Annotated in this window: 18 protein-coding genes and 1 tRNA gene; 10 read left to right on the forward strand and 9 right to left on the reverse strand. The window is 39.5% G+C overall.

What is annotated here, in order from left to right:
- Positions 1-42: 42 nt before the first annotated feature.
- Positions 43-1212: a FecR family protein gene (locus tag EHW67_RS02625; protein WP_126160779.1), complete on the reverse strand. Its 1170-nt coding sequence runs from the start codon at positions 1210-1212 to the stop codon at positions 43-45.
- Positions 1213-1324: 112 nt separating this feature from the next.
- Between EHW67_RS02625 and EHW67_RS02630 the strand changes: the two genes are divergently transcribed.
- Positions 1325-1936 carry an RNA polymerase sigma factor gene (locus EHW67_RS02630; protein ID WP_126160780.1) on the forward strand — a complete coding sequence of 204 codons (612 nt, stop codon included), beginning with the start codon at positions 1325-1327 and terminating at the stop codon, positions 1934-1936.
- 51 nt (positions 1937-1987) lie between these two features.
- On the opposite strand, the gene EHW67_RS02635 is transcribed toward EHW67_RS02630, so the two are convergent.
- Positions 1988-2869, reverse strand: coding sequence for an AraC family transcriptional regulator (locus EHW67_RS02635; protein WP_126160781.1), 882 nt, complete (start codon positions 2867-2869; stop codon positions 1988-1990).
- 199 nt (positions 2870-3068) lie between these two features.
- Here EHW67_RS02635 and ppsA point away from each other — a divergent pair, with 199 nt between their 5' ends.
- Positions 3069-5498 (forward strand): phosphoenolpyruvate synthase, encoded by a 2430-nt coding sequence (gene ppsA, locus EHW67_RS02640; protein WP_126160782.1) that lies wholly within the window; start codon positions 3069-3071, stop codon positions 5496-5498.
- A gap of 3 nt (positions 5499-5501) precedes the next feature.
- Complete coding sequence (locus EHW67_RS20300) at positions 5502-5657, forward strand: hypothetical protein (RefSeq protein ID WP_158285059.1); 156 nt, start codon at positions 5502-5504, stop codon at positions 5655-5657.
- A gap of 379 nt (positions 5658-6036) precedes the next feature.
- Here EHW67_RS20300 and EHW67_RS02645 read toward each other — a convergent pair whose 3' ends face one another.
- Positions 6037-6747, reverse strand: a complete 711-nt coding sequence (locus tag EHW67_RS02645) for a LytR/AlgR family response regulator transcription factor (protein ID WP_126160783.1) — start codon at positions 6745-6747, stop codon at positions 6037-6039.
- Positions 6740-7813: a sensor histidine kinase gene (locus EHW67_RS02650; RefSeq protein ID WP_126160784.1), complete on the reverse strand. Its 1074-nt coding sequence runs from the start codon at positions 7811-7813 to the stop codon at positions 6740-6742. Before EHW67_RS02650 ends, EHW67_RS02645 begins: the two co-directional genes overlap by 8 nt.
- 280 nt (positions 7814-8093) lie before the next feature.
- Here EHW67_RS02650 and EHW67_RS02655 point away from each other — a divergent pair, with 280 nt between their 5' ends.
- The 3 genes from EHW67_RS02655 to EHW67_RS02665 all read left to right on the forward strand — a co-directional run bounded on the left by EHW67_RS02655 (position 8094) and on the right by EHW67_RS02665 (position 13033).
- Positions 8094-9785 (forward strand): serine hydrolase domain-containing protein, encoded by a 1692-nt coding sequence (locus tag EHW67_RS02655; protein ID WP_126160785.1) that lies wholly within the window; start codon positions 8094-8096, stop codon positions 9783-9785.
- A 95-nt stretch (positions 9786-9880) separates the two neighbouring features.
- Complete coding sequence (locus EHW67_RS02660; protein WP_126160786.1) at positions 9881-12271, forward strand: outer membrane beta-barrel protein; 2391 nt, start codon at positions 9881-9883, stop codon at positions 12269-12271.
- Between the two features lie 42 nt (positions 12272-12313).
- On the forward strand, positions 12314-13033 hold the full coding sequence (locus EHW67_RS02665) for a DUF6503 family protein (RefSeq protein ID WP_126160787.1): 720 nt from the start codon (positions 12314-12316) through the stop codon (positions 13031-13033).
- Positions 13034-13281: 248 nt separating this feature from the next.
- On the opposite strand, the gene EHW67_RS20305 is transcribed toward EHW67_RS02665, so the two are convergent.
- The 5 genes from EHW67_RS20305 to rseP all read right to left on the reverse strand — a co-directional run bounded on the left by EHW67_RS20305 (position 13282) and on the right by rseP (position 19980).
- Complete coding sequence (locus tag EHW67_RS20305) at positions 13282-13440, reverse strand: Arm DNA-binding domain-containing protein (protein ID WP_158285060.1); 159 nt, start codon at positions 13438-13440, stop codon at positions 13282-13284.
- Between the two features lie 343 nt (positions 13441-13783).
- Entirely contained in the window at positions 13784-16081 is a 2298-nt protein-coding gene (locus tag EHW67_RS02670; RefSeq protein ID WP_126160788.1) for a hypothetical protein, read from the reverse strand.
- A gap of 228 nt (positions 16082-16309) precedes the next feature.
- Complete coding sequence (locus EHW67_RS02675) at positions 16310-18166, reverse strand: tetratricopeptide repeat protein (RefSeq protein ID WP_126160789.1); 1857 nt, start codon at positions 18164-18166, stop codon at positions 16310-16312.
- Positions 18167-18411: 245 nt separating this feature from the next.
- A tRNA-Asn gene (locus tag EHW67_RS02680) sits at positions 18412-18485 on the reverse strand.
- 178 nt (positions 18486-18663) lie between these two features.
- Positions 18664-19980 (reverse strand): RIP metalloprotease RseP, encoded by a 1317-nt coding sequence (gene rseP, locus EHW67_RS02685; protein WP_126160790.1) that lies wholly within the window; start codon positions 19978-19980, stop codon positions 18664-18666.
- 162 nt (positions 19981-20142) lie between these two features.
- On the opposite strand from rseP, the gene EHW67_RS02690 reads away from it, so the two are divergent.
- The 4 genes from EHW67_RS02690 (at position 20143) to EHW67_RS20440 (ending at position 23706) form a co-directional block, all read left to right on the forward strand.
- Complete coding sequence (locus tag EHW67_RS02690; protein ID WP_126160791.1) at positions 20143-20817, forward strand: SCO family protein; 675 nt, start codon at positions 20143-20145, stop codon at positions 20815-20817.
- A gap of 218 nt (positions 20818-21035) precedes the next feature.
- Positions 21036-21278 carry a FeoA family protein gene (locus EHW67_RS02695; RefSeq protein ID WP_126160792.1) on the forward strand — a complete coding sequence of 81 codons (243 nt, stop codon included), beginning with the start codon at positions 21036-21038 and terminating at the stop codon, positions 21276-21278.
- Positions 21275-23512 carry a ferrous iron transport protein B gene (gene feoB / locus EHW67_RS02700; RefSeq protein WP_126160793.1) on the forward strand — a complete coding sequence of 746 codons (2238 nt, stop codon included), beginning with the start codon at positions 21275-21277 and terminating at the stop codon, positions 23510-23512. The genes EHW67_RS02695 and feoB overlap by 4 nt, the downstream gene beginning before the upstream one ends.
- 44 nt (positions 23513-23556) lie before the next feature.
- Positions 23557-23706, forward strand: a complete 150-nt coding sequence (locus EHW67_RS20440; RefSeq protein ID WP_202911903.1) for a hypothetical protein — start codon at positions 23557-23559, stop codon at positions 23704-23706.
- Positions 23707-23983 lie beyond the last annotated feature (277 nt).

Genomic DNA, 23983 nt, shown 5'->3' on the forward strand with positions numbered 1-23983 from the left:
CGCTAAATGTTCTCCTTCGCTCCCTTTTATTAAAAATTATTTTTATTTTAAGAGTATTGTTTTATTAATTATTTCATAGTCCTTTATGACCTTGAAATTCTTTATAGTATTTAATATATCCTCTATATTCTGATCTTTATCCAGCACTCCGTTAAACCCCGCTTTTTCCAAGTCAGGATTTTCAAAAACCACATCCATATCATACCAGCGCGACAGCACCGTCATAATTTCCCCTAGCGGCTTTCTTCTAAAACTAAAAACGCCGTCTTTCCAAGAAATCTCATTATAAACGTTTACAGAAGCAATGTCCATGCTGTTATCATTAAGATTTAGGTTCGCCTGTTGTGAGGGTAGCAGTTCGCGTTTTCCATTTGTGGTACTAACCACAACCTTGCCTTCTACCAGGGTGGTATATATATTAATATCCCCTTTATAGGCCTTCATATTAAATTCGGTTCCTAACACCTCTATTTCTTGGGATTGATTGGAAACCACAAATTTTGAACCTTCATGCTCCGTACTAGGGGAAACGGCGAAGTAACCTTCACCGTAAACCAGTTCTACCTCACGGGTTTTCCCTTTTTTGAAGTACACTGGATATTTAAGTTGGGATTCGGAATTTAACCAAACTTCTGTCCCATCTGACAATACTAGATGAAACTGCCCCCCTCTTGGTATAGTTAAAAAGTTATAGACCTCTTTTTCACTATTGCTACTGTCTTCTCTGTAGACAATTTTCTCACCAGAACTATGAACATTTTGTGTTTCATAGGCGTTCCCTTTTCCCAAGACAATTTGAGAGCCATCTTCCAAGGTTAAGGTAGCCTTATCAGAACCTACAACTATATTATTGCTTATTATTCTTGGTTTGGTTTCAATGGTCTTGGAGAAAATACTATCCTTGAAAAAATAGCTTGTACATAATAAAACAGATACAACCGCTGCAGCGGAATAACTAATAATATTACGTGTTTTTTTTATTCTAAAAGTCCTTTTTTCTTCATCCATTAAATCCTGCAACTTACTTTTTAATTTATTGGCGTCGAATTGTCTCATTTGGTAATCAATGGCATAATTAGTTTGGACATAGTCGTTGAATAATTTTTCGTTTTCATCATCCCGCAACCATTCATCTAAGGTATCCAACTCATCTGCCGAGGCTTGATGGGTCAGGAATTTGGTAATTAGGTCCATTGATATATTATGGTTCATTAGAAACGTACTATTTACAATTAATACGTATAGATTTTACATAACCCTAACTTTTTTGATGGTTTTTTTTTACTTTGCCCAAAATAACCGCCAATTATTACCAAATTACCATATGCCCAACAACTATTTAAACACCCCCCAGTTTATTGAAGCATTGAAAGCTGGTGATCCCAAAGCGTATACGTTTCTAGTAGATACCTACCACCATAAGCTTTGTATTTATGCCTACAGCCTTATAAATAACCAGAAGGCCGCTGAGGACATTGTGCAAAACGTTTTTATCCGTACCTGGAAAAAACGAAACGGATTAAAGCCCGATTTTGAAATCAGAAGCTTTCTTTATAAGTCGGTTTACAATGAATTTATAGATGAATATCGCAAACAGAAATTAGTAGTTCCCTTAGAGAAAAAATATATTGATGCGCTTACTACTATGATGGAAAATGAAGATGAACATGCCTTAGAGCGCAAAATAAAACTTGTAAAACGGTCCATACAGGACCTACCCCCAAAGTGCAAGGAAATCTTTATGTTAAGTAAACAAGACGGACTCACCAATTTAGAGATTGCCGAATATAAACAGTTATCCATTAAATCGGTAGAGGCCCATATTACCAAGGCTTTTTCCATTCTCAGACAATCCATTGGCGAAGAAATGCATCAGGTTCTATTCCTAATGTTCAGATCATTAAAAAGTGATACGCCTGCTTTTGGGGGAGAATAAAGCATAACCTATTCACTCTTGCTATATCCAATATCCAATAATACGTGGTGGTTATTCATAATCGCTGCCAGATTTTTTGTGCTCCCTTAAATAATCAGACGGTGAACAGTTCATAATTAAGCGGAACTGCCTATTAAAATTGGAAATGCTATTAAACCCGGATTCATAACACACAGTAGTAATACTACACTCCCCTCCCAATAGTAATTTACAGGCATACCCAATTCTAATCCCGGTTACATAACGCGTAAAGCTTGTGCCCTTGGAACGTTTAAAGAATCTACTAAAGGCAGAAGGATTCATATGGGCAATGCGCGCTGCTTCCTTAAGGGTTATAGTTTTGTAAAAATTTTTAAAGATATAGGCATGTACATTGTCCAAATGCTTGTTTTGTGATAATACATAGGTGTTTAAAAAGCCTTGGCTCGCCAATAATTTATAACTCTTGTGCCTAGACAGCTTATCCAATATGGTTAAAAACGCAACGGTCTTATTAAAACCCTCCAACTTCAACATATCCCTAGCCTCCTGTATTAGTTCCTTGTCTATATCAAAAAACTTTATTCCATTTTTAGCTCTTTCAAACAGACTATGGATATGCTGCATTTCCGGGGTTTCAAAAAATTTACTTCCCAAATAATCCCTTTTAAAATGCATTACATAGGCTTTTGCGGATAGGTTGGGATTGGATTGAAAGTAGTCCTCATCGCTCAGCCACATATGCGGTAAAATTTCGCCCAGCAATACAATCTCCCCTTCATGGAATTTTTCACTGGAATCGCCCACAAAACAAGTTCCCTCACTTTTTAATACCACCACCAGTTCCAGTTCGGGATGATAGTGCCATATTTTTAGAAAATAGGGATACTTCTTCACCTTGGTGGTAAAGGAGCTGTTGTTAAAATTACTTCTATCGGCAAATTGGAGTTTCATGACTTATAAAATCCCTATAAACATAATACTAAAAATCCACATAATCCCTACAAACCAATTCACGAGCAAAAAAAGTACTACAACTAGTCATATTATAGGTTGGTAAGCTGTTCAAATTGGCGAAAATTTGTAGTGAAATAATTTTTTTATCGCTTTACGCAAACGATTTCGTAAAAAGAACAACAGCTAAATTAGACCTATGAGCAATGCAAAAAAGTACATCCAGAAGTTAAGTGAGGTAGGTATAGATGATTTACCCAGGGTAGGCGGCAAGAACGCTTCCCTTGGGGAAATGATTCAACATCTTACGGCCCAAAATATCAAAGTCCCTAATGGCTTTGCCATCACAGTGGATGCCTTTGATGCTTTTATTGATGAAAACCATTTAAAGGAAAAGATAAACGCCGCTTTGGAAGGGTTGGATACCACGGATATTATTCAGTTGCGCAAGACTGGTTCCCACATTCGCAAACTGATTTCCAATGGTAAATTTCCTGTTTCTGTTGAAAAAGCCATCTTGGAATGCTACTATGCCCTATCTGCAGAATACAATCAGGAAGCTACGGATATTGCTGTACGTTCCTCTGCCACTGCAGAAGATTTGCCAGATGCCTCGTTTGCCGGTCAACAATCCACTTATTTGAATATCCGTGGGGGAGAAATGCTCTTAACAGCCATAAGAAGTTGCTTTGCCTCCCTTTACACAGATAGGGCTATTTCCTATCGTTCTTCCCGTGGTTACGATCATTTTATCATTAAACTGTCGGTTTGTGTGCAAAAAATGGTGCGTTCCGATCTGGGCTCCTCCGGCGTAGCTTTTTCCTTGGATACAGAAAGCGGGTTCAAAGATGTAGTGCTTATCAACGGTGCCTATGGCCTAGGGGAACTGGTAGTTGGTGGTGAAATCTCCCCGGATGAATTCTTGGTTTTCAAACCCACACTACAAAAAGGGTTTAACGCCATAATAGATAAAAAACTGGGCAAAAAAACACATAAAATGGTCTATGGCAATAAGCCCTTTGAGACTGTTAAACAGGTTCCGGTTGATAAAAAAATACAGGATACCTTTTGCCTAAAGGACACCCAAATTTTGCAATTGGCACAATGGGTACAAAAAATAGAAAACTACTATAGTACCCTAAGAGGAACTTGGTGCCCTATGGACATAGAATGGGCCATAGACGGACTCACCAATGAACTATACATAGTGCAGGCAAGACCGGAGACCATTCACTCACAGGAGCAAACAGCCAGTATTAAGGAATATGAAATTGAAGGGGAAGGCTGCTTGAAAAAAAAGCTTATTCTAGAAGGGGTTGCCGTAGGTGATAAGATTGGCAATGGCAAGGTACATCGTATCTTTTCTTTGGACGGAAGGGATGGTAGTGCCGACGAGACCGATTTTAAGGAGGGGGATATTTTGGTTACCGAAATGACCGATCCGGACTGGGAACCCCTTATGAAAAAAGCCGCGGCCATCATTACCGAAAAAGGGGGAAGAACCTGTCATGCCGCTATTGTGGCACGTGAGATTGGTGTTCCCGCTATTGTGGGCGCGGCCACGGCCACTAGCCTACTCCAAAACGGACAGGATATCACGGTTTCCTGTGCCGAGGGCAATGTTGGAAAGGTATATGAAGGGAAAATTAAATACAAATTGCACGAGACTGCATACACCGCATTCCCCAAGACCAAAACACCAGTGTTGATGAATATAGGTTCTCCGGAACTAGCCTTCCAATACAGAAAGATCCCCAATGCAGGGGTTGGCCTCGCAAGGGAAGAATTTATAATAAATAATTACATAAAGGTACATCCATTGGCATTGCTAAAGCACAAGGAGCTCAATGATTCGGCGCTTTCCAATTCTATTGCAGACCTGATTAAAGGCTATGAATCGGAAGAGGCTTTCTTTATACATAAATTGGCACAAGGAATTGGGAAAATAGGTGCTGCCTTCTACCCCAACAGGGTAATCACCAGATTGTCCGATTTTAAGACCAATGAATATTACAATCTCTTGGGCGGGAACCATTTTGAGCCCAAGGAAGAAAACCCCATGATTGGATGGAGAGGAGCCTCACGCTATTATTCCGAGACTTTTAAAGAGGCCTTCGTCTTGGAGTGCAAAGCACTTAAAATGGTAAGGGACCAATTTGGTTTGGAAAATATTACGGTAATGATTCCTTTTTGTAGGACCCCGCAGGAACTCAGCAAGGTATTGCAGATCATGGAAGAAAACGGACTTAAGCGAGGGGAACGTGGTCTGGAAATCTATTTGATGGCAGAATTGCCCTCCAATGTAATCCTGGCCCATGAATTTGCACCTATGATAGATGGCTTTTCAATAGGGTCCAATGACCTTACCCAACTCGTACTAGGGCTGGACAGGGACTCCAGTTTGGTTGCCCATTTGTACGACGAGCGCAATTGTGCCGTAAAAAGCATGATTAAAATGTTGATTACAACAGCAAAGCAACATAAGACCAAGGTGGGAATCTGTGGTCAAGGTCCGTCCGACTTTCCAGATTTCTCCCAATTCTTGATAGAAGAGGGTATAGATACGGTTTCGGTAACACCGGATTCCATGCTAAAGACATTAAAGGTAATTCACGAAATAGAAAATTAAAATATGAGCCATACCATAGAGGACATATTGTACGATGCCCATAAAAAAGGTAAACGAGAAGAGTTGTTGCACTATTTGGAAACCGTTCGTCAAAAGAATCCTGGAAAGGAACTGGCAGATCTATATCAAATGGCCCATGACAGGATAGTAGGACCCTAAAGATGCTAGGTGTTATGGGTGTTACAAATGTGTAACAGTGAATAGATAAAACAGGCTTCGCAGCAATGCGGAGCCTTTGTTTGTGGTAGATTCACTTTTTGTGCAAAAAAAAGAAGTACTTGACCTACTAGGAATCAAGAAACAGTTTTGGGGTCCACGCTATGCTTCAGAATATCCCACTACCAACTATCTACAACATAGATTTTTTTAAAATCTGTGCCCAACAATATTTGACCTAACCCATAGGTCTACTGTTCAATTCCCAATTTCGCATGCAAGTAAAACAAGAGACCTCAAGAGGTAACTATTCCGAGTTTTTATTACTTGGAACATTCACATCATTGATAATAAAAGATTCAGAAACTTATAACAGTGAAAATCATCCGACTATTTTCATAACCTGCTCCCTATAACTTCTGCCAACCGGAATTTTTATTGATCCAATTCCTATCTGATGGCTTTCAATAATTTCCATATGTCTTTTTGAAACGATATAGGACTTGTGCACCCGAATAAACTCCTCGGTACTTAACAGCTCAAAAATATCTTTCATATTTTGTCTGGATAGTATTTTCTTGGTTTTGGTATGAAACGTTAAGTAGTTCCCTTCTTTCTCCAAGTACAAAATATCTTTGGTGTTGATCTTATAAAGTTGTGGCCCACTTTTAATATATATGGTTTTATCCCGCTCTATCTCCTTTGGCGGGTTGCTTCTTAGGGTGATCTCTGGGAAAATTAAATTTTGGGCTTTAGCAACCGCTTTTAAAAAGCGTTCAAGGCTTATGGGTTTTAATAAATAATCAACATTATTATAATCATAACTCTCCAAGGCGTATTCCGAATAAGCCGTGGTAAAAATCACTTTGGGTTTTTGTTCCAATATATTCAGGAATTCCATCCCTGTTAATTTTGGCATATTAATGTCCAAAAAAAGAAGGTCTACTTTATTTTGTTGTAAATAACCAATGGCTTTTACCGGGTCTCTAAAACTAGCCATCACCTCTACTATATCCGTTTCTTCAGCGTAGCGTTGCAAAACCTGAATAGCCTTGGGTTCATCATCTATTATTATAGCTTTTATACTATCCATGTGTATCAATATTCAATTCTACCGCAAACCTATCGGCTGTTTCTAAGATCTCCAGGGTATGTGAATGGGGATAAATTAAATCTAAACGTCTTTTAACATTCGCCAATCCAATACCGGATGCACTATCGGAAACACCATTATTGGCAAACGTTTTATTCACCACCTTAAAGCGGATATTCCCGTTTGTAACATCTACCATCATATTTATTATGGAACTTTCGTTTATATTAAACCCGTGTTTAAACGCATTCTCCACAAAAGGCAATAAAATCATAGGTGCAATCTTTACTTGGCTTAGACTTCCTTTTTTATCAAAATTGATTACAAAATCATTCTCATCATATCGCAACTTCTGAATTTCTATAAAACTTTCAATGTAATCAACTTCTTTTTTTAATGACACAAAGGACGAATTACTCTCGTATATCATATACCGCATTAGATTGGACAATTCGCTTATTCCGGTAGTAATTTCATCAATCTTATGTTTTTGGGAGATGGAGAATAAATTATTTAAGGTATTGAAAAGAAAATGTGGATTGATCTGCGCCTTTAAGAAATTTAATTCCGTCTTAAGTTTTTCCTGGGAAATCTCATTCCTAAGTTTCTCATTTTTAAACCACTCCAACGTAAATGCATAGGCGAAGGATATCACCGTATAAAATACAAAAAGAGCCATATGTAAACCAAAGGATGGAAACAAGAAAACTTCCTTTCTTATATCTTCCGAATAGCTAATGTATTTATTTAAAACAATACTTAATCCTATCGATAAAAAAAATGTAACCCCAATTTTCAAAAGATATGACCTGGTATTTTTATCTCGGAAATAGGATTTTAAAAACAGCATAGTATTGGTGTAAAATACCAAAGCACATAGTGTAACGGTAATCGCTGTCGCCAAGGTGAATCTATGGTCAAAAGTTATGAGGATTTTTTCTTCCAAGCCGTTAATTTCCTCTTCAATAATTTCAACGGTGGATACCCCAAATATTCTGGTAACCACATAATAACTAAGGGTCCAGAAGAGAATATGTAAAATTACGATGAAAACTTTTCGAAGCATGAGTCATTCGTTTATCTATAAAATTAGCATTTATAGTGAATATGACTTCAACTGTTTTACAAACAACATCTATTGAACCATAAACAACCTGCATTGGAAATTTGAGGTCAAATAACAATCAGCCGTTATTTAGGCCCTTTTACCCTCATTACATAACAAACATTTTAAAAGTTTTAGAAGTGTTCTTAATCTTGTAATGAGCAAGACATTCCAAATCCATTGGAATCCCTTATCGGTCTACCGTGCTATTTCAACTTAAAAAATCTATAAATCCTGCAGTATGAAAAATACAATCCTCTTAATCCTTTGCATTACAGTAAGCTTTCTTTGTAACGGTCAGCAAAACGTTGGAACCACATTGGACGAGTATCTAAATAGAGCGGAATCCTTAGGTTTTTCTGGAGCAGTAATGCTATATAAAGATGGTGAAACCCTATTAAATAAAGGGTATGGCTATGCCGATAGGGGGAACAAGAAAAAAAACACCGCCTATTCGGTTTTTTCCACCGGTTCCCTAACCAAACAGTTTACCGCAGCTGCTATTATGAAATTGGAAATGATGGGCAAATTAAAAACTACGGACAAATTATCAGTTCATTTTGCACAGGTTCCTCAAGACAAGGTCGATATTAACCTCCACCATCTACTTACCCATACTTCTGGATTAAAAGGGGCTATTGGAGGTGATTTTAATTGGATTTCCAAGGAAGACTACCTTAAACAAGCCTTAAATTCAGATTTAAAATTTAATCCCGGAGAGAATTTCAACTATTCCAATGTTGGCTATTCCTTACTGGCAATAATTATTGAAAAGCTAAGCGGAGTTGATTATGAAGAATTCCTAAACACCCATCTTTTCACTCCTGCGGGGATGGATAAGACAGGATATAGCCTTCCCAAATGGGATAAATCCAATTTTGTTCACATCTATAATGGCAACAAAAACAATGGTTCCACCGAACGTTTTACAAAACCTACTTGGCATCTAAAAGGCAATGGAGGCATTTTATCTACGACCTCAGATATGGTTAAATGGATAAAAGCATTGAAAACCGAAGAAATACTTTCAAATAAGGCAAAAGAAAAAATGTGGACACCTTACAAGAACGATTATGGTTATGGATGGGACGTATTGGATGATGGTGCATTAAGACAACACGATGGTGGCAGTACTATAGGATTGTCGGCCGAATTGCGATGGTTTGTACAAGACAATATAATAACCATGCTCTTTACCAATGCCACCATCAATGGAAAATTGGGCTTTACAGTAGTACGGGGCGATATAGAAGCACTGGCAATGGGTGAGAAAATCCCCCTACCACCAAAGTTTAAAACTGTAGAAGCGAATACCAAAAACTTGTCAGGGACCTACCAACTTCCCTCCGGTCAGCATTTCAAAATAAAAGACAATTCTGGAACCATTGCACTAATGGTAGATAATCAGGAACTATTGGATATAATCTCAGACCCGGAAAATTACGGCCCTGATAGTCCGGCTATGCAGTTAAACGAAAAATTTCATAACGCCTTTGACAAAGCCTTCAAAGAGAATGACTATAGCGGTTTCTCCTTTACCCAAGCCTCAAAAATATTGGAAAGAGAGATTAAAAATGAGATAAAAATGGAAGGCTTCCAAAATCCGAAATATAAAGTAGTAAAATCATTCTTGTCCCAAAACAATAAAAATGCCTATGTAACGCAAGTGGCATTGAGTGACGACCCAGATTTTGATGATGAATGCTTAATTTTAAGCTTAATAACCGAAAACGGTCACTTTGCGGGTCTAGGAGCTAATTTTGATGTGATTGGTCCCATAGAGTTATCGCTCTACCCAATAGGGGAAAATAAATTGCAGGCTTACAATCTAGATCGTAAAATGGGGGCACTCCTATCCATAACCCCTCAAAAGGATCACTACCTCTTAAAGGTAAACAATACGGAAATACCGAATGTTAAGAAAGTAAAGTAACCCTCCAAACTAATGTTATAGTTATAGCTACCGAATTACTATATAACCCAAAAATCCCTGAACGAAGAGTTTAAAGTATCATAAAAACCAAAACGATGAATGTAAAGTCCACCCTTTTACTATTAATTTTGGTATTCCCAATATTCTCCAGCTCCCAAGATGTAACCATAACAGGCAAGGTAGTAGATAGTAACAATGCTCCGCTGGAATTTGTGAATGCCTTACTACTCAAAGCCGACAGCACTTTTATAATTGGAGCAGTTACTGATATAAATGGTGTCTTTATATTGAGTAGCTCCCAAATATCAGCTACCCATCTAAAACTGCAATCCTTGGGATATAAAGAGGTAGTTAGGCCCATAGGCACGGCTACTTCTACTATTGACTTGGGAATCATTACTCTGAAAAACAATGAACTTGTATTGGACGAAGTGGTGATTACAGCAGAAAAGCCCCTAATAGAGAGGCGTACGGATATGCTAGTCGTTAATGTTAGCAATAGTATTTTAGCTACTGGTAGTAACGGGCTGGAAATTTTAGAAAGATCTCCAGGCCTTTTTATAGAAGCCAATGGTATATCGCTTCGGGGTAGAACAGGTGTAAATGTCCAAATAAACGGAATGCAACAGCGATTATCTGCTTCCGATCTAAACAATTACTTACAATCAATTCCCTCAACACAAATAGAAAGAATTGAAATCATAAATAACCCTTCGGCCGCTTTTGATGCTGAAGGTTCTGCTGGTGTGGTAAACATTGTCCTAAAAAGAAACGGCAATTTAGGAACCAACGGTAGTGCAAACACAACGTATGGCCAAGGAGTTTACCATAGGACATCAGAAGGCCTGTCCTTAAATTATAGAGATTCGAAAACGTCCCTTTATTTAGGACTTAACCATAATTTTGACCAGCGTTACAACCGATTATTTACAATGAGAAGGTTCTCTGAGAATGGGAACGTGAAACAAACATATGATCAGGACTCCAAATCCAAAACACCTACCCATGCCTACCTCGCAAATATAGGGATGGATTTCAGTATTGGGGAACGTTCTAAAATTGGTGCCGATCTTACCACCAATTGGTCCAAAGCCGACCAGGATGCCAATGGAAATTCTGTAATTTTTGATGACAAAAACATTCAAACCGGCTCATTTATGACCGCAACAGATTCAAAAGACAATCGCGTTAATTTTGCAGTAAATGCGCATTATAAAACCAATTTGAAAGATGATAAGGGAAACTTTATCCTTAACACGGATTATGCAACCTACAATACTGATGCCGTTCAAAAATTCATCACCAATAGTACAGAAAATGAAACTTCTGAAATTTTAACTGGAAAGATAGATGGAAGCCTAGATCTTTTAGTATTAAAAGTTGACCTGAATTTAATGAAAAATAAGATTGGAGATTTGTCATTCGGACTAAAATCCAGTTTTGTGACCAACAAAAATGATTTAGATTATTTTGATGTAGTTGCAGGCAGTACAACACCTAATGAAATTTATAGTAACCAATTTGAATATCAAGAAAATATAAATGCAACTTATATAAATTGGAAACTGTCCAAAGACCAATGGACTTACCAGTTGGGGCTACGGACTGAACTCACCAATATTGAAGGTAAACAAATAGATGCTGACATCAATTTTAAGCGGGATTATATTCAACTCTTCCCAAACATTTTTTTAGAGTATAAACCTTCTGAAAAAAACACATTCGGCTTTAATGCAAGCCGAAGGGTTAACAGGCCTAATTATAATCAATTAAGCCCGTTTAGGACATTTGTAGATATTACCACATCTAGAGTTGGCAATCCTGAATTAATACCGGAAATCGCAAGTAACATAGAATTGATCTACAATTATGACAACTGGTTGGATTTCAGTTTAAGCTTCAGTAATACATCAGACAGAATTATACCAGTACTGATTCAGGATGATGAAAACCAATCAACTTCAGTTCAGCTGGTAAATATCGATGATTACAATTATGTAGGATTAAATACGAGTATAACCCTGAAGCCTCTTAAATCGATTACAAGTAGATGGGATCTGGAGTTTTTCTATAATGAATTTTTTGGGGATGTTAGCGGATTTAATCTAAGCGAGAAAGGTTCTGCGTTTAGAATAAGGTCATATAATACCTATAAGTTTGGTAACGATTGGTCTACCGAACTCAATGGATTTTACCAACCCCTATACAATTTCGGAATAACTAGTTTTTATTCACGATGGAAAATAGATTTCGGCGTTCAAAAATCAATATTCAATGGCAATGGAAAAGTGAAATTTGCAATTACTGATATATTTTGGAAATACTATCCAAGAGGATTTACAGACTTTGGAAATATCAATGAAGATTTTAGCAGTGTTCGTGATAGCAGGATTGCTACGCTTTCCTTTTCATACAACTTTGGCAACAGCAAAGTGAGGGTCAATAAAAATAAAGGAGGCGCAGTAGAGGAAAAAAGCCGAACTTAAATAGTTACAAGAATTAAAAATGCAACCTTACTACGCAATGATATGAAAGAAACCTTTTTAGTAATTATTACTCTTTTAATATTTGGATGTAAGCAAGAAAATATACTTGATGGAAAGCGTGTTTTAAATCAATCAATAATTGAGCACGACTCATTGAATCGATGGAGTAGAAACAATTTTTTTATACATATCCAAGAACCGAGGATTGCTAATCCTCATCGGTATTCTATTTTGGAATTAAACAATTCTTCCAACTCTTTTAAGCTATCAAGAAACAGAGATCAGTATATTTCCGAACATATAATAGACAGTAGCGGAAATAGTTTTGTGTTGTTGGACGGTAATATAGTAACTGACACCGTATTGATTGATAAATATGGATTGGATGCATTTAGAAATATCGGCTATAAGAATTTCTATAAATTACTTTATGGTCTGCCCATGTCGCTTAAAGATTCTTACAAGGAAATTATAAATACATCAGTAAGCATTTTTAATGAAGAGGAATGTTATAAAATAGAAATGGAACTAAAAGATACTGTGATATCGAAAAATTGGATTCTATATATATCAAAATCAAATATGAGGATAAAGGGAGTAGAGATTATTTTCCCAGAAAAACCAGATGAGGGAGAGAGAATTTACTTTGATGAAATTATAATTATAAATGGAATTAAAATCCCACGAATAAGACATTGGCACCTGTTAAACGACAACTCTTACTCTGGAACAGATTTGATTATTAAAGAATTATCAGATTAAATCGATAACCAACGGCAGGTTTCGGTATATTATGTTTGTCCTCCTTTACAATAAAAAATCGTTTTACGGAACTTACACATACCGAAATTTTACCCAAGAACATTGCGCCTGGACCCTGTCCGATTTTAGTAGTGCTCGGAACATGATCGTAAAGCAAAAATCGGATAGGGTGTATATGCTTACGTTAATTTAGAACAATATCTTCTTATATCCATAGGCTTTCTAAGACACTGTAAGGGGTTCAACTATCACAATACACCTCGATGCCCGGGATCAACAAATATACCCGTAGAGAACTGTTTACGTCTTCCTGAGTAGGTAATTCGACAGTATAAAGGACATACATCCTTTGAATTTTCTTTGGACCTGTTCATGAAGAACAGGATCTTTATATTTTCCTGATTCATTCCCTGTAGTTTAAATTAAACAATGGGCAAACATCCGGAGTTGTAATGGGATACCTAAAGATTTTTATAGGGTACCGAATAGTGTACCTTTTTAGGGGTGAATATACACCCTAAAACAATCTTGGCGAAAGTATTTAGGAATTGGATATTCTTATGGAAAGCCCCATAAAAAAGACTCTAAACAAAAAAATCCAACCTAAACAAATAGATTGGTTTTCTATAAAAAGCTCCCCCTCTTGGGCTCCCTTCGCCTCCGCTCAGGGTAAACTTCTCGCTCAAAACGGGTAAAAAATAAAAAAGCCCTGGTTTGCGTCCCGGGGCTTCCTTTAAATGACGTATATCCTTACCGAAGTTTGGCCGCTTCTTTGAGCTTAAACAGTTCATCCGAGGTATTGCACATATTCAGTTCCAACCTCGCATTGGAAATCAATTCATCGCCGTTGAAGATATTAAAGGCCGCCACTTCCTTTTCTTCTCCGTTAATGACCATAAAATGCCTAAACTCCTTAGTATCATGATTGAATACGAACCCCACATCCCCAATTTTATCCGTAAGCTCTGCCACACAGGCCTCAATATTGTCTTTTAAACGCTCCAACTCATCCATAGAGGGTAATTTATCCAGTAGCTGTTGGGCGTCAAAACGGATGCCATCTGCTTCGGCAATGTACTGTACGTTCTCGGCAGCCTCATTAAGTTGGGACACTTGGGTACTACTAAGGATAGTGGCGTTGATATTTACGGTGCGTTTAGCATCGCTTGTTTGGGTACATTTAGGCACCCCCAGGATTTTCTTATTCCCATGCGTAATGGTAACGGTGGTACTCTTATCTATCTTGTTGAGGCCTGCAAGGTTGCGCAGGGCCGCTTCCAGCTCAGTTCTGGTCTGGGCAGTGTCATTGGATTCATCCACCGCATCTTTTAATCGGTCCAGGGCATCCTGATAGGGTTTCACCAATCCATTTACTTTGGAGGAGATATTATCGCTGCACAGTGCACGATTATTTTCATCAAGAATCTTATCGGCCTGTTCACGGCCACTTTTAATTCCAGCGGCTACTGCATCGTCTATCGCTTCCTTTGCGTCGTCTATAATGGTTGGCAAGGCGGCCCGCAGCCCTCGTAGGCTCAACTCAAATTCATATGTTTCATTGGCTTTTTTTACATCCTCCAACGCTTTTTCGGTGGTCTCAATCGCCATATCAATTTGCCCGGTGACGGTTTCAGAAATACCATCGGCAAAGTTTGTCGGCTGGCTGGCAATACAGCTGGTCTCTTCTTTGGTAAATACCATAGAAGCACCCCAGATTTCATCCTCAATGGTAACTGCACCATTCAGGTTTAAGGAATCGTTGGTTGCCGTCATGGATCCCTCCAGCGCCTGTGTCCCCGAAGGCATTTCTATTTCGTACCTCCCTGACAGACCTATGTCAAAAATACCGGTCTGGTCTGCGTACCCATAGGTATGCAGATGCCCATTTGGCTTTACCGGGATAAAATCGGGCCACCATGAGAGATCCGGGTCCACCAGACCATTGACAAAGGCTTTTGCCAAAATTGTGCCATCCGTAACCGCTTCGGCGACAACAGCCGTACTTCCTGCCCCTATGGGAAAACCAAAGGATATAAAAGAAGTAATATCCAACGAAAAATCAATCGTTCCATTGATTCCGGAACGGTAGTCATAGGATATTTCAGATTCCAGGGGATCGGAAAGAAAAAGGTCTCCCCCAAACTCCTTGTATTCATATAGCAGGCCGCTGGCCTCAAATACGCCCCAGAATGAGAAGGTGCCTCCCCTAACCCTTTTGGCATCGAAGGACACAAGGTTCTCAACAGGCATAGTAGGCTCATAGAGAAGGTTGGCGTTTTTTGAAAGCCCGAAACTCGCCGACATTAAGCTACTTCCGTCTCCCCCATCACTACCCGTACTACCGTTGCCGTCATTGCCACTGTCACCACCAAGCCCACTATCTTTACCCTGGGAAAAGAAAAACATAGGGTCCGAGTAATCTGCTATATATGTAATATGCCCTCCAACGGGTGGTGAAATAGACAAAGGTTTGGTCGCATCCTCATCGTCATTGGCACCCAAGCTTAGCTCAAAGGAGGCCGCAATGGCAAATACCCAGTAGGAACGATCCTCTTTCAGTATAATTTCAAAATCCCTATTGTCATTTAGGAATTTCCCTGAAAAATAGCCAATATCTGCACGTATGGGGTCGGCAAATTCAAAATAGTTGGACGGAGAGGGAATCTCCACAGATCCGCTGACGCTCCTTAAGGTTCCATCTTCATTGAAGCGCATGTCCAGTGCTGCCTCGGTAAAGACCACAGTTTCGTCAGATGTGGTTTCCATGGTCAGTTTTCCTTCTACGATATAGCCATCGTCTGTTTCAGTTACCTTACCTTCCGGATTGAAATCTTCCTTGGAGATATGGGAATCGGTATTCCCCGTGTTGCCAGTGTTGTCGGCATTACAGGCATCGGGACATTGTGCAGGGTTGTCACAGGGGTTTTCATTACAGATATCAACGGCGTCAGGTTCTACGTAGCGTTCCTCTTCCTTACTGCAGGCTAACACCGTTATTACAAGCAGCACTGTTAAAAGTTGTTTGATTAAGATGACTGAAGTTCTCATGGTGAATTGTTTTGTGGTTAATCTTCTTTGATGTTCTGTGAAACCTGCCCGGAAAAAGTCTGTTGCCATTTAGCCGGGCAAGACCACAAAACTGATTTGTCAATTTTTTGTTTTGACATCACAAACCTAAGTCACTCATTATTAGAATAAAAAAACAGTGGGGGTACAAAAAGGGTACAAGTCCAAAAACTTTCAATAATCGGCTTATAAATACCAAACCGGGATGCCTTAAAGGGACATAATGGTATGATCCAAGGAATCGGTACGGGACAAATCCATCTTTTTCCGCAGTCGCTGCCTGGCTTTTTTGACCCCTTGGGAAGAAATATTAAGAATATTGGCGATTTCTTTAGAAGACAGGTTCATTCTAATGAGGGCCATCATCCGTAGGTCTGTACGTGAAATATTCGGGTATTTTCGGGCGGCATTGCTGGCAAAATCTTTATGTACTGCCTCAAAGTATTGGGTAAAATTCTCCCAATTCCTATCGTCCTGCTGGTCTAGATTAATGGTTTGGATAAGCTGGTGGTAGGCCTTATTGTTGTGTTCTGTGGCTTTTAACACCCTGGCTTTTTGTTTTAGATTTTCCAAGACCTCATTCTTTTTGGCCAAATGTAGGGCATGGGTGGTGAGTTCTTTTTTCTTGAAGGCCAGCTCGGCCTTTACCCGCTCTCGTTCCAGACGGTTGCGCTTCATTTTTTGTCGAAGCCCATAGAGACCAATTAAGGATAAGAGAAGCAATACGGCCATCAGGAATTTTTGAAGGTTGCTGATTTGGGCTTTTTGCTCTAAAACCGTTATTTCCTTTTCCTTCAATGCTATTTGTTGCTCCTTATTCTGGGTTTCGTATATCATGCGCAGTTCTTCAATTTGTTTAGACTTGGCTATGTCATAAATTGAATCGCTGACTTGTTTGTATTTTTGGTAGTCCTCAAATGCCCTGTCATACGCTTTGAGTTGGGCATAGGCCATTGAACGATTATAATAGCCTATTCTTAGGTTTTCTTTAGCAAGAATGCCATTGGCCAAAACAATCGCCTTATTAAAGTATTCAATAGCCTTAGCTGGAATCTCCATTCTTGTATAGACCGCACCAAGATCGTTCAGGGCTTCCACCGTCTTGTTAAGGTTCCCTCCTCCATCTAGAATTTCAAGACTTTGGTTTAGATGAAAGATCGCTTTATCAAATTCATTTATCTCCATGTAATTTTTACCCAAATTTCCGAGAGCCGTGGCCTCCAGGTCGGTAATTTTCATCTCACGTGACAGGGAAAGGCTAGCTTTAAGTAACTCGATAGCCTTTGGATAGTCTTTCATGTAATGGTAGGTATTTCCCATATCATTCAAAGCCTGGGCCTGATAATACCGGTCGTTGTGTGCAATGTATATGTCCAACGCTTCTTGGTTGTATTTTATGGATTGCCCATAATTTTCCAAATAGAATTCTATGGTAGCCAAATGGTTAAGTGCATCGGCCTTTCGGATGGGTTCATCCAATAGCTCAAAAATACGGAGCGCCTTTAGGGTTTCCTGGAGTGCAATGTTCCGATTCCCCATAAAGGTATTTATAGTGCCTTTAAAATCATAGGATAATGCAAGACCTGACGAATCATTGAGCTTCTGGAGGTATATATCTATGTTATTATCCAGAATTTGCAAGGCTTTCGTATAATTAGTCTTTTCATATTCCAGGATGGCCAGGCCGTGATTTACGAGCACCTGCCCCTTTAAATCGCCCAGCTGTTCATATTCATAAAGTGATTTGCTATAGTAGTAGTAGGCCGAATCTTGCTTTTCGTAATTGTTATAATATACCCCCAAATGGTACAAGGCCAGGGCAAACCCTTTTCTGTGGCCAAGTTTTTTAGACAGCAGTTTTTCTTCTCTGGCATACTTCAGTGCTGCCTCCGAATCATTATATAAAACGGTATTATATAGGTTGGAGAGCGTTTTTACTTTTAAGGTGTCATTAGCTTGCGACCGGTATACGCGCAAAAGACTATCCATTTTCTGGTTATGCTGCCCATACAGGTGAGAAAATAAGCAAAAGCCAAAAAAACTAAGTACCGCAATGAATAATTTCATGGTAGTTGGTTTACCATAAAAATAAGCAATTATGACCAACCTTTTTGGTAAAAGAAGGTGACTAGGCTTTGGCACAGGCTTCTCGCCCGAGATTTTAAAAATGAAAAGAGCCACATGTTTGAGTGGCTTTCGTTGTTCTTGCTCCCGCTCTAGGACTCCCTTGGACTCCGCTCAGGGTACACTTCTCGCCAAAAACGGGTAAAAAATAAAAGAGCCACACTTTCGTGCAGCTCTTTTATTTTTTGCTCCCCCTCTTGGGCTCGAACCAAGGACCCTCTGATTAACAGTCAGATGCTCTAACCAACTGAGCTAAGGAGGAGTGTATATTGTATAAATTTCTTTAAGAACGTCTCTTATAACTTCCCGATTTTTTTCGGGCGGCGTTAACGATCTGTGTATTACTATCGCCTAAGCGGGTGCAAATATAAATGATTTTTCAAATACGCCAAATAAAATTCACTGATTTACACCTATTTTTTTAAAAAAATATTTTTCTGCTATAGGAACCTTTTAACAATATTCCAGATATCGTTACCAAACACTACCAGCATTAGCCCCATAAGTATAACAAAACCAATTATTTGACCGGTTTCCAATACCTTCTCGCTTGGTTTTCTGCCCGAAATTATTTCATATAACAAAAACATCACGTGTCCACCGTCCAGTGCCGGAATTGGAAGAATATTTAAAAAGGCCAACCAAACCGAGAACATGGCCATAAAAGACCAAAAGAACGTCCAATCCCATGTAACAGGCATCATTTCTACAATCCCGATAGGCCCTTTTACTTGCTTATAGGCTCCTGTCTTGGTATTAAAGATTACCTTAAACTGCCTTATTTGGTCTGTTAACACCTGTATGGTACGCTTATAGCCCGCAGGAATAGCTTCAAAAAATCCGTAGTCGTCCGTAACCCAAAGGTCTTCTATGTCCGGATACACCCCTATTTTACCTTCCTTGGGAACCGTTAACGGTATGGTCTCCAAAGAGCCGTCCCTTTTAACTTCCAAAGAAAGTTGTTTACTGGGGGAAGATTTTATAATAGTGGTAAACTCGTCCCAAAAAGTAACGGGACTTCCGTTTATGGCCACAATTTCATCTCCCGCCATAATTCCGGCCCTCTTTGCTGCAGAAGTATCTATAACCTTGGAAATAACAGCTTTTGATCTGTAGCCCAAGAAATTTTTGCCCTGTGTAGCAAAGACTGTTTCCTTGCCTTCATCGGAAAGAGGTACGGTTATTTCCTGACCATCCCTTTTCACGGTAACCTCATCTCCCAGGATGATATCCAATACGGCCTGATTGAATTTCCTGGTCTTTTTATCGTCTACCTGTAGAATTTGATCACCAGTCCTTAACCCCAGCTGCTCCCCAATAGAATCTACTAGGATACCATATTTTAAATTATCGGACGGAATATAAGTGTCCCCATTGTTGAACAACAGCATGGTATAGATTACCCAGGCCAATAAAAAGTTAACAATGACCCCACCTGTCATGATGATCAATCGCTGCCATGCCGGTTTGGAACGAAACTCCCAAGGCTGTGGCTCCTGCTTCATTTGCTCGGTGTCCATGCTCTCATCTATCATTCCGGATATTTTTACATAGCCGCCCAAGGGCAACCATCCAATACCGTACTCCGTGTCACCTATCTTCTTTTTAAAAAGCGAGAACTTAACATCAAAAAACAAATAAAATTTCTCCACCTTGGTCTTAAAATATTTGGCGGGAAGAAAATGGCCCATTTCATGTAGGATAACCAAAATGGATATGATAAGTACAAACTGTACAATCTGTATTGCTAGCGTCATTAACTATTTTTTTAATCTTTAAAAACGCACAAAAGTACATTATTACATGGTCTTAAAAAAAAAACTATTCCCCACCAGGTTCTTTTTAAGAAAGATTTAGTAGCAAACCCCCTATACAAACTTGAAAAATAAGGGTATCTACCCTACCTTTGCCAAAAAACTATGCGCTCGTTTTTTGCCAAATTTAAATTCTTCGGCATTGTCCTGTTTATAATTTCTGCCGTGATCGTTGCGCTATTCTACAATGCGCTGCAACCCAAAAAAATATTGCCCATTTACCAACCGGCCATGGTGAATTTTGAATTGGTGGACAGTACCTTGCAGCACGTAAAAAAATACCATACCATAGCCGATTTCTCCTTGACAAATCAAAACGGGAAAACGGTAACCCAGGAAGACTACAAGGATAAAATATATGTGGCCGATTTCTTTTTTACTACCTGCCCCACCATTTGCCCCATTATGACCAAGAACATGGCCAGCCTGCAAGAGAAAATTCTTGATGACCAAGAGGTTATGCTCCTCTCCCATTCGGTAACCCCGGAAATCGACTCCGTACCCCAATTAAAAAAATACGCCCTGGAAAAAGGCGTACGGGACAGCAAATGGAATTTGGTGACAGGCGACAAAAAACAGATCTATGAACTGGCCAGAAAGTCATATTTGGCCGTTAAGACCGATGGCGATGGAGGAAAATACGATATGATACACACCGAAAATTTTATTTTGGTAGACAAAGAAAGGAGAATAAGGGGCTTTTATGACGGTACCAAACCCGAAGAAATGGAGGTATTGCTAGAGGATCTGGAAACCCTAAAATCGTCCTACGCCAAGTAAGTAATGTGCTAAAAAAACCTGTAATACAATGCCTTAAAGGACATGCAACCCATACTTGTAGGCACAAGTGGACTGCATAGTATAGCATATAAAGTGCAACGTAACATCTGCCGCTTTTCCCAAAAACAATCAAAGGGCCCAACTTTTTATATTTTTACCCTAATTCCTCATCTTTTTCTTTTATTTTTGTGCTTAATTAAAATCAATCTAAATAAAAATTGACCACTACGGTAGCACATTTAAAACGAGGGCAAAAAGGCATCATCAAAGAGTTTGCCGACGGGATACTTCCTATAAAACTGTTGGAAATGGGTTGCCTGCCGGGCAATGAAATAGAATTGGTACAGGTGGCTCCCTTAAAAGACCCCATATACATTAATGTTAATGGTACGCATATCGCCATTAGGCGCGCCATGGCCTCATTAATAGAATTAGATATCATTGAAGATTCCCCACTATGAGCAAACAGATAAAGGTTGCGCTTATAGGCAATCCCAATACTGGAAAAACCTCGGTTTTCAATCAACTTACCGGACTTAAGCAAAAAGTAGGCAACTACCCAGGTATTACCGTAGAAAAAAAGGAGGGTATCTGCAAATTGCCACGAGGGGTAAAAGCCCATATCTTGGATTTGCCGGGCACCTATAGCCTAAATACCACCTCCTTGGACGAAAGTGTGGTGGTAGAGCTTTTGCTGAACAAAAATGACAAGGATTATCCGGATGTGGCCGTAGTGATCAGCGACGTGGAAAACCTAAAAAGGAACCTACTGCTCTTTACCCAGATAAAAGACCTGAGAATACCGGTTATTCTGGTCATCAATATGGCCGACAGAATGTCCAGGACAGGCATATCATTGGACATTAGCCTTTTGGAGGAAAAACTGGACACCAAGATAGCCTTGGTAAGTACCAGAAAAGGCACTGGAATTGAACGCATCAAGGAATTGATAACCGATTATAAGAATCTTTCCATATCCCCAAATATTGATAGTACGGTAATTGCTCCTGAGTATTTTGACAAACTAAAGGCAACCTTTCCCAATGAGGATCTATATAAACTTTGGTTGGTGATTACCCAGGATGTAAATTTTATGCCCATAAAAAGGAATCCTATCAGCATTCCATCCTCTTTTGATACCAAATCCAAATCGGAGTTAAAACGATTACAGCAAAAAGAAACCATTCTACGCTATCAATTTATTAATGGGATCCTAAAACAGGCCTATAAGGTAGACCTTAATGTTGCCAAGGGCCTCAGGGCCACCCTGGACAAGGTATTGACCCATAAAATATTTGGATACGCCATCTTTTTTATCATCCTGCTCACCATCTTTCAAGCCATCTATGATTGGAGCAGCTACCCAATGGATTTTATTGATGAACTATTTGCATCGGCCAGTGAATGGGTCAAGGACAGTCTGCCACCAGGGGTATTTACCAATCTTATTGCAGAAGGCATCCTTGCCGGAATTGGGGGTATTGTGATCTTTATTCCTCAAATTGCCTTCCTGTTCCTGTTTATTGCCCTCTTGGAAGAATCGGGATACATGAGCCGTGTGGTATTTTTAATGGACAAACTAATGCGCCCCTTTGGGTTAAGCGGTAAGAGTGTGGTGCCCCTAATTTCCGGTACCGCCTGTGCCATCCCGGCCATAATGGCCACCAGGACCATAGAAAACTGGAAAGAGCGGCTCATTACCATATTGGTTACCCCCTTCACCACCTGCTCGGCCAGATTGCCGGTGTATTTAATCATTATTGCCCTGGTGATCCCAGAGGGTAGAGTTTTTGGTTTAAGCTACCAAGCTCTTACCCTAATGCTTCTATACCTCCTTGGCTTTGGTGCGGCCATATTATCGGCCATGATCCTTAACAAGATCATGAACATCAAAAGCAAGACCTTTTTTGTAATGGAAATGCCCAACTATAAACTGCCTTTGATTAAAAATGTGGTCTATACCGTTTGGGAAAAAACAAAAAGCTTTGTCCTGGGAGCAGGGAAAATTATTCTGGCCATCTCCATAATCCTTTGGTTTTTGGGCTCCAACGGATTTTCCGATGATTTTACCAATGCCGAAACCATTGTTAAAAACCGAATTGAGAACCAAGGGTATACTGATTTTCACAAATCCAACATAGAAAACAGCTTGCAATCCTATAGCATCGCCCTAAAGGATAGTATAGACAAGAAAGTGTATACAATAGGACAGGCATCCATAATAGATTCCCTTAGAACAAAGGAAACAAGCCTGCAAAAAAAGGCCGAAAACGAGGAAATAGCCAGTTACAAATTGGAAAACTCCTATATGGGCTATATGGGCAAGGCTATAGAACCCATTGTACGCCCCTTAGGTTACGATTGGAAAATTGGCATCGCCGTACTTACTTCCTTTGCCGCAAGAGAGGTCTTTGTAGGTACCTTGGCCACTATTTATAGCGTAGGAAGTGACGAGGAAGAAACCATAAAAAATAGAATGGCTGCCGAGGTGGATCCCAAGACCAGAAAGCCTTTATTTAACATGGCCTCGGGAATATCGCTATTGCTGTTCTATGCCTTTGCCATGCAATGTATGAGTACCTTGGCCATTGTAAAACGCGAGACCAATACATGGAAATGGCCAGCGGCACAACTAGTATTTATGAGTCTTTTTGCGTATATTGTTGCATTGATAGCCTATCAGATCCTTAAATAACCACCGTACCTAAAAAGTATTTTTAAAAAAAATAAGGTATAAACATGGATATTCTACAACACCTATTGGTCTATATAACCGTGGCCCTGGCCGTTGGCTATTTGGTCAACAAATTTTTGATTCCCAAATCCCTCTTTTCCGGAAAAAAACGTAACAACAAAGCTTGTGGTGATGGCAACTGTGGTTGTCACTAAGAACTGCTGTTCAAATTTGACTGCCCAAGAAGCCGATTATTGTTTTTACAGCATTTTTGAACCTCAAAATTTACACCAAAAACCAGGGTAGGCCTCTAGCGCTTATTTGGGCGTTCCCTCCTTCGTCGGGCGGGCCCTTCACTATATCCCTTGCGTTGCGGCGGGGATGCCGCTGCGGTCCCTAACGCAAGACAAAAAATCCAACACATCAATTCTTTAATAGTATAGCGCTCCCATTAGCAAATACATCTAGGACAGCCTCAATAAACAACTTTAA

The sequence above is a fragment of the Arenibacter aquaticus genome, from assembly GCF_003957295.1.
Taxonomy (GTDB): Bacteria; Bacteroidota; Bacteroidia; order Flavobacteriales; family Flavobacteriaceae; genus Arenibacter; species Arenibacter aquaticus.